The organism is Mycobacterium sp., assembly GCF_049673265.1.
Lineage (GTDB): Bacteria > Actinomycetota > Actinomycetes > Mycobacteriales > Mycobacteriaceae > Mycobacterium.
The window spans coordinates 1-6,319 of record NZ_JBATXN010000362.1 but is presented as its reverse complement, the minus strand read 5'-3'; the positions used below and the strand labels follow the sequence as shown (position 1 = coordinate 6,319).

Here is a 6,319-nt window from a genome sequence, read left to right as displayed (position 1 = left end):
GCCGAAAATCCGCCGGCATTAATGTGGCGATCGGCCGTTCGAATTGGAACAGCTCCAGCTGAAACCAGGAGTTTCGGCCCAGCAGCCACCAGCAGGTCGAGGCTGCCCGGGGTAGCCCCTGCACATTGGCCGCCAGCCGGCCGCGCATCAACGCGCGACTGCCGCCGGAAGGTAGCAGGCCGAAGCTTTCGCGAAACCAACGTTCGGTGAGGCGCAAGTCGACCACGGAGAACGCGATCTGATTGAGCGGCGGCGCGAAGCCGGCGGGTCTTGTGGCCATGGCGATTTCATTCCTTGGTGATGGACGGCGACTGCGGCGCGCTGTCCAGCCCGGCGAGGAAGTCGAGCAGCGCGGCATTGACTTCCTTTGGCCGCTCGATGGGCAGCCAATGGCCGGCACCTTCGAGTACGACGTTGGCTTGCAAGTTGGGTGCGTTCTGCGCCAAGTTGGCAAGGGGAACCGCGAGCAGCACGTTCATGGGATCCAGGCTGCCGATCATGAAGTGGGACGGCTGCGTGATCTTGCTCTGCTGCAGACGGCGGGTGAGCCCGATGCCGCGGTCGATGCTGCGATACCAGTTGATCGGACCGCGGAACCCATCGCGGTAATCCTCGACGTATTGATCAAGGTCTTCCTCGGTGAGCCAGCTGGGCAGTGGATCAGGGTCGACCAAACCGTCGAGCATCTTTGAGCTCGCGGGCTTGGGACGCATGAACCCGAATTCCGGCGCGTCACCGCTGACGGAGTAATACAGCATGCGAAGCGACTTGCGCACGTCGGCGTCCAGTTCGGCCTCGGCCACACCGGGCTGCTGGAAGTAGACGGTGTAGATGAAGTTGTCGCCGAAATTCTCCTGGCGTGTCAGGGCGCCGACGGGCGTCCCAATAGTTGGCGGCACGCTCAGCGCGAAGACCGCGTTTACCCGTTGCGGATACAGCAACGCGACGTGCCAGCCGACGATCGCACCCCAGTCGTGGGTGACCAGCGTGAACGTCTCGTGTCCCAGTGCGTCGGCGATACCGACCGCATCGGCGGACAGCTGCAGCAGATCGTAGGCCTCAACTTCTGCCGGTTTGTCGCTGCCGCCGTAGCCGCGTTGATCGGGCACGGCAACCTGATAGCCGGCGGCGACCAAGTCGTCGATCTGGTTGCGCCACAGGTAAGCGCTTTGCGGAAAGCCGTGCAGCAGAAGAAGTAACGGGCCGCTGCCTTCCACGACCACCTTCAGGCTGATGCCGTTGGTTTCGATCATGCGGACATTGCGTTGTTTCATGGTGTGCCTCCTTGACGGCGTTTCGAGCGTTGTGGGCTGGTCTATTTGGCGAGAACGTCGGATGTGCGGGCGGCAAACCAGCGCGCCACGGGCGGCGCGATGCGGGTCAGCCCGTACATGAAGTGGGCCTCGGGTGCGATCGGGGCGACCGCGCGGTTGCGGCCGGCAGCGCGCAAGATGTTGGCCGCGGCCCGTTCGGCTGTGTAGCCGCGGCGCTCATAAAGGCCAGCGACCCGAGCGGCGCGTTCGTCGGCATGATCCCCGCGCATTACGCTGGTGCGGGTGATCGCCGTATTGATCAGCCCCGGACAGATGGTGGTCACCCCGATCTTGTGTCGGCGCATCTCAATGCGCAGCGCCTCGGAGAAGCCGAATACCGCGAACTTGGTGACCGAGTAGGCGAACATCGCCGGGATCGCCGCATAGCCGGCCGACGAGGCCACGTTGACGACCTGGCCCCCCGTGCCGCGTTCGATCATCCGCGGGATGAACCGCTCGCAGCCGTGTACGACCCCCATCAGGTTGACCGCGAGCTGGCGATCCCAGTCCTCGGGCGCGGTGTCGAAGAATCCGGCGCCGACGCCGATGCCAGCGTTGTTGATCAGCAGATCCACCGTGTCGAACCGGGCGTGCACGGCCTCGGCGAATTCATCCATCGCCTCTGTATCGGTGACGTCGACGGTCTGCGAGAGCACCTCGGCGCCCAGCTCGCGGGCGGCCTCGGCGGTCTCCTTCAGGCCGGCCTCGTTCAGATCGCAGATGGCCAGCCGAGCGCCGCGTCGTGCACACAGAAGTGCGGTGGCGCGGCCCATTCCGCTGCCCGCACCAGTAATGAGCACGACCCGGTTGCGCAGGTTCTTGACGTTCATCGGTGACTCCAATCGGTGGTGGTGTTTGCGGCGTGCTGGGACCCGGAGGCCGCCAGGCGGTGGCCCAGGAAATCGAGCTGGTCGGCCAGGATGCGCTGATGTGCGGGTTCGGTGTAGACGTCCACGTGGTCGATGGGGTACTCGCGCAGCTCCGCGTGAGCGCCGGCTCTGGCGACCGCTCGACGGGCGGTGGCGAGCGGGGCGATGCGGTCTTCGGTGCCGGCCTGCACCAGCAGCGGACAACGGAGACGCGGCGCGAACGTGATAGGCCGGTTGAACGCCAACAGCAGCGCCGTACGCGCGCACACCTCGTTGCGCCAGCTCGGGCCCGCGACGGCGGTGTAGTCCTGCTCGGCGCCGTCGATGGCGAAGATCGCCCGCGAGCCCGGCGCTCCGACCATCGGCACCCGATGCGGCCCGCGTCGTGTCATCGCTCGCTGTGCATCGCGCAGACCGTGTGCGGCCGTGCGCAGCAGATGACGTATGCCGACGGTGCGTGCCAGGCGCACCAGCACTGTTACTCCATCGATCGCCGGGGTCAACGCGACCACCGCCGCGACGCGGCCGTCCTCGGCGGCGGCGCGCACGACGTGACCGCCGGAGAGCGAAATGCCCCACAGCACAATGCGTTCCGGGTCGACGGTAGGGAGCTGCCGGGCGGCGGTAATGGCGGCGCGGTAGTCCCGGCGTTGGCGTGTGGCCGACACCAGCTGGCGCGGCGACCCGCTCGACCCGCCGAATCCGCGGTAGTCGAACAACACCACGTCGAATCCGGCACCAGCGAAGCCCCGCGCATAGTCCATCAAGGCGCTGGTGTCCCGCGTGCCGGCGAATCCCGGTGCCATCACCACGCACGGCACTCCGCGCGCTCCGGCGAACGCGTCGCCTTTCGCCTTGAAATGCCAAGCGGCGCAACGGTCGCGGCCACTGATGAAGCTGATCTCGTCCATACCGGTCCTCGTCCGAAGGTGTTTCTTCTGACGCAGAACCTATGGCGCAAGAGCCCCGGGCGGAATCGCCAGAGGCACACTTCCGCCGTGATGTAGTGTGCGGCGGCACACCGTATCCGGGACCGGGTTGTGCCACGCTGGCCGCAATGCTCAAGGACGCGACACCCGACGCCGTGGCGGCGGTCAAGTAGATCGGTGAACAAATGCGACAACTGACGGCACTCGATGCCCTATTCCTGGCCGCCGAAAACGACCGCACCCAAGGTCATGTGAGCGCGTTGGCGGTGTATGACCCCGTCACCGCGGCCGGCCGACCGCTCGACGCGGCGCTGGTTCGTGAGCTGGTGACCGAGCGGCTGCACCTGCTTCCCCCGTTGCGGTGGCGACTCGCTCGTGTGCCGTTCGGCCTCGATCACCCGTACTGGGTTGATCAGGGGGGTACCGATGTCGATTACCACGTCCGCGAAATCAGGCTTCCCGCACCGGGCGACGAGCGCCAGCTGGCTGAGCAGGTGGCTCATCTGATCGCTACGCACCTGGACCGGGCGCGCCCGCTGTGGGAGATGTATGTGATCCACGGGCTGCACGACGGTGCGGTGGCAGTGCTGACGAAGATGCATCACGCAGCCGTTGACGGAGTCTCGGGCGCCGAGGTCATGCGCATGCTGCTCGACGACGCCGCCACCGGTCGGGAGATGGGACCTGCGTCCGCCATACCTGCTGAGCACTTCCCCTCCGACGTGGAGATGCTGGGCCGCGGCATGGTCGGGATGGCGCGCCATCCTGTTCGGGCGTTGCGCGCGATGCCCACCACCTTGCCCCACCTCGACGACGTACCTCCGATCCGCCACCTGCCCGGGGTAAGGATGATTGCCCGGACCAGCCGTCTGATCAGCCGGCTCGCGGCCGCAGCGGGTGATGGAACCGTCCCGCAGGGCAACGACCTCGTCGCGCCCAATACCCCGTTCCAAACTCGGGTATCGGCGCAGCGCCGGGTCGCGTTCGGGTCGATGAGTCTTGATGACGTCAAGGCGATCAAGAACACGTTCGGGTGCACCGTCAATGACGTGGTCTTGGCCGTTTGCGCCGCCGCGCTGCGCTGCTGGCTCGAGGGGCGGGGTGAGCTACCGGCCGAACCGCTGCTGGGCATCATCCCGGTTTCGGTGCGCACCCGAGAGCAGATGGGGACCTTCGGAAACCAGGTCTCGGCGATGATCGTCGAACTACCGACCAACACGGCCGACGCGGGTGAGCGGCTACGCCGGGTCAGCCAGACAATGAGCGAGGCCAAGAAACAACACCGCTCGTTACCCGTGTCGCTCATGCGCGACGCCACCGGCGTCATTCCCCCGGCGCTGTTCACCTCAGCCGCCCGTGCAATGTCCCAGGCGACCCGGCTCCCCGGCGTCAATCAGCCCGTCAACCTGATGATCTCGAATGTCCCCGGTCCTTCGGCACCGGTGTACCTGGCCGGCGCACGGCAACGGGCGCAGTTCCCGATCTCCGGGGTAAAGGACGGTATTGGCCTGAACATCACGGTGTTCAGCTACCAGGATTCTCTCGAAATCGGCATCGTTGTCGACCGCGAGCAGGCCGATGACCCGTGGCCCATCCTCGATGCCCTGCGGGCAGGTCTGCGTGAGCTTCGTGATCTGGCCAACGTCCGCCCTTCGGTCATCCACCTCAAGCGGCGAGCAGGGAGGAGTCCTCATGGCGCGTCCGTCAGGTAATCCCGATTTCGATTTGTTCCGGCTTCCTGATGAACACAACGAACTTCGCGCCGTATTGCGCGACCTGTGCGAAAAGGAAATCGCCCCGTACGCCGCAGAAGTCGACGAGCATTCGCGTTTCCCGGAGGAGGCGTTCAAGGCGCTGAACGCTGCGGGCTTCTCGGCGGTGCATGTGCCCGAGGGGTACGGCGGCCAGGGCGCCGACGCGTTGGCCACCTGCATCGTGATCGAAGAGATTGCGCGGGTGGATGCCTCGGCGTCGCTGATCCCGGGAGTCAACAAGCTGGGCACCATGGGGCTGATCCTGGCCGGGTCGGACGAGCTGAAGCAGCAGGTTCTACCGACGCTGGCGTCGGGCGAGGCGATGGCGTCGTATGCGCTCTCGGAGCGGGAGGCAGGAAGCGACGCGGCCTCGATGCGCACCCGGGCTCGTCAGGACGGCGACCAGTGGATCCTCAACGGCACCAAATGCTGGATCAGCAACGGCGGCAAGTCGACGTGGTACACGGTGATGGCCGTGACCGATGCCGACAAGGGCGCCAACGGAATATCGGCGTTCATGGTCCACCGGGACGACGACGGTTTCAGCGTCGGCCCCAAGGAGAAGAAACTCGGCATCAAGGGCTCCCCGACCACCGAGCTGTATTTCGATAACTGCCGCATCCCGGGTGACCGGATCATCGGCGAGCCCGGAACGGGCTTCAAAACCGCGCTGGCGACGCTCGATCACACCCGCCCGACCATCGGTGCCCAAGCGGTGGGTATCGCGCAGGGAGCGCTCGACGCGGCGATCGGATACACCAAGGAGCGCAAGCAGTTTGGCAGGCCGATCAGCGTCTTCCAGGGCGTGCAGTTCATGCTGGCCGACATGGCGATGAAGATCGAGGCTGCCCGGTTGATGGTGTACACGGCCGCGGCACGCGCCGAACGCGGGGAGGCTGCGCTCGGCTTCATCTCCTCGGCGTCCAAGTGCTTTGCCTCAGACGTAGCCATGGAGGTGACCACCGACGTCGTGCAGCTGTTCGGCGGGTACGGATACACCACAGACTTCCCGGTAGAGCGGATGATGCGCGACGCCAAGATCACCCAGATCTACGAGGGCACTAACCAGATCCAGCGAGTTGTCATGGCCCGGGCTCTGCTCGGCTAATGGCAATGAACAGCCTCGGCAGGTGTGCGGTGGCACACTAATCCCATGACAGCGGTTGCGCCGACCGCGCGAACGTACGAACTGATCGCCGCTATCGCGGACCGACTGGCCCTCGAGGCCGATGACACCGTCGCGGCGATGGACGCCGCAGTGATCGAAGTCGTCCCGGAGTTCGGCGCCGATGCCGCGATCGCAGCCGAACTCAGCGCGACCAACCGTGGCAACTGGCAGCGATTCCTGGCGGTGGCGCGCCAGGCGCAATCCCCGCTATCGGATGCGATACCACCCGAGGCACTTGACGCCGCCCGCACCGTGGTGCGCCGCGGTATCGACCTCGCCAGAATTT

6 protein-coding genes and 2 pseudogenes are annotated in these 6,319 nt (G+C 65.9%); 4 read left to right on the top strand and 4 right to left on the bottom strand.

Going from position 1 to position 6,319, the window contains the following annotated elements; translation table 11 throughout:
- From WBF82_RS12600 to WBF82_RS12585, 4 genes and pseudogenes are all read right to left on the bottom strand, one after another.
- Positions 1-280: pseudogene (locus WBF82_RS12600) on the bottom strand (hypothetical protein); the annotation flags it as partial.
- Between the two features lie 7 nt (positions 281-287).
- Positions 288-1,274, bottom strand: a complete 987-nt coding sequence (locus WBF82_RS12595) for an alpha/beta fold hydrolase (protein ID WP_424383357.1) — start codon at positions 1,272-1,274, stop codon at positions 288-290.
- 41 nt (positions 1,275-1,315) lie between these two features.
- Positions 1,316-2,143 (bottom strand): SDR family NAD(P)-dependent oxidoreductase, encoded by an 828-nt coding sequence (locus WBF82_RS12590; protein ID WP_424383356.1) that lies wholly within the window; start codon positions 2,141-2,143, stop codon positions 1,316-1,318.
- On the bottom strand, positions 2,140-3,093 hold the full coding sequence (locus tag WBF82_RS12585; protein WP_424383355.1) for an alpha/beta hydrolase: 954 nt from the start codon (positions 3,091-3,093) through the stop codon (positions 2,140-2,142). The genes WBF82_RS12590 and WBF82_RS12585 overlap by 4 nt, the downstream gene beginning before the upstream one ends.
- Positions 3,094-3,134: 41 nt before the next feature.
- Between WBF82_RS12585 and WBF82_RS12580 the strand changes: the two genes are divergently transcribed.
- From WBF82_RS12580 to WBF82_RS12565, 4 genes and pseudogenes are all read left to right on the top strand, one after another.
- The gene (locus tag WBF82_RS12580; protein ID WP_424383354.1) at positions 3,135-3,284 is read left to right on the top strand and encodes a hypothetical protein; all 150 of its coding nucleotides are present in this window, start codon (positions 3,135-3,137) and stop codon (positions 3,282-3,284) included.
- A gap of 12 nt (positions 3,285-3,296) precedes the next feature.
- Positions 3,297-4,823, top strand: a complete 1,527-nt coding sequence (locus WBF82_RS12575; protein WP_424383353.1) for a WS/DGAT/MGAT family O-acyltransferase — start codon at positions 3,297-3,299, stop codon at positions 4,821-4,823.
- A complete protein-coding gene (locus WBF82_RS12570; protein ID WP_424383352.1) occupies positions 4,804-5,973 on the top strand; it encodes an acyl-CoA dehydrogenase in 1,170 nt (389 codons plus the stop codon). The genes WBF82_RS12575 and WBF82_RS12570 overlap by 20 nt, the downstream gene beginning before the upstream one ends.
- 45 nt (positions 5,974-6,018) lie before the next feature.
- Positions 6,019-6,319 (top strand): annotated as a pseudogene (locus WBF82_RS12565) (PucR family transcriptional regulator); the annotation flags it as partial.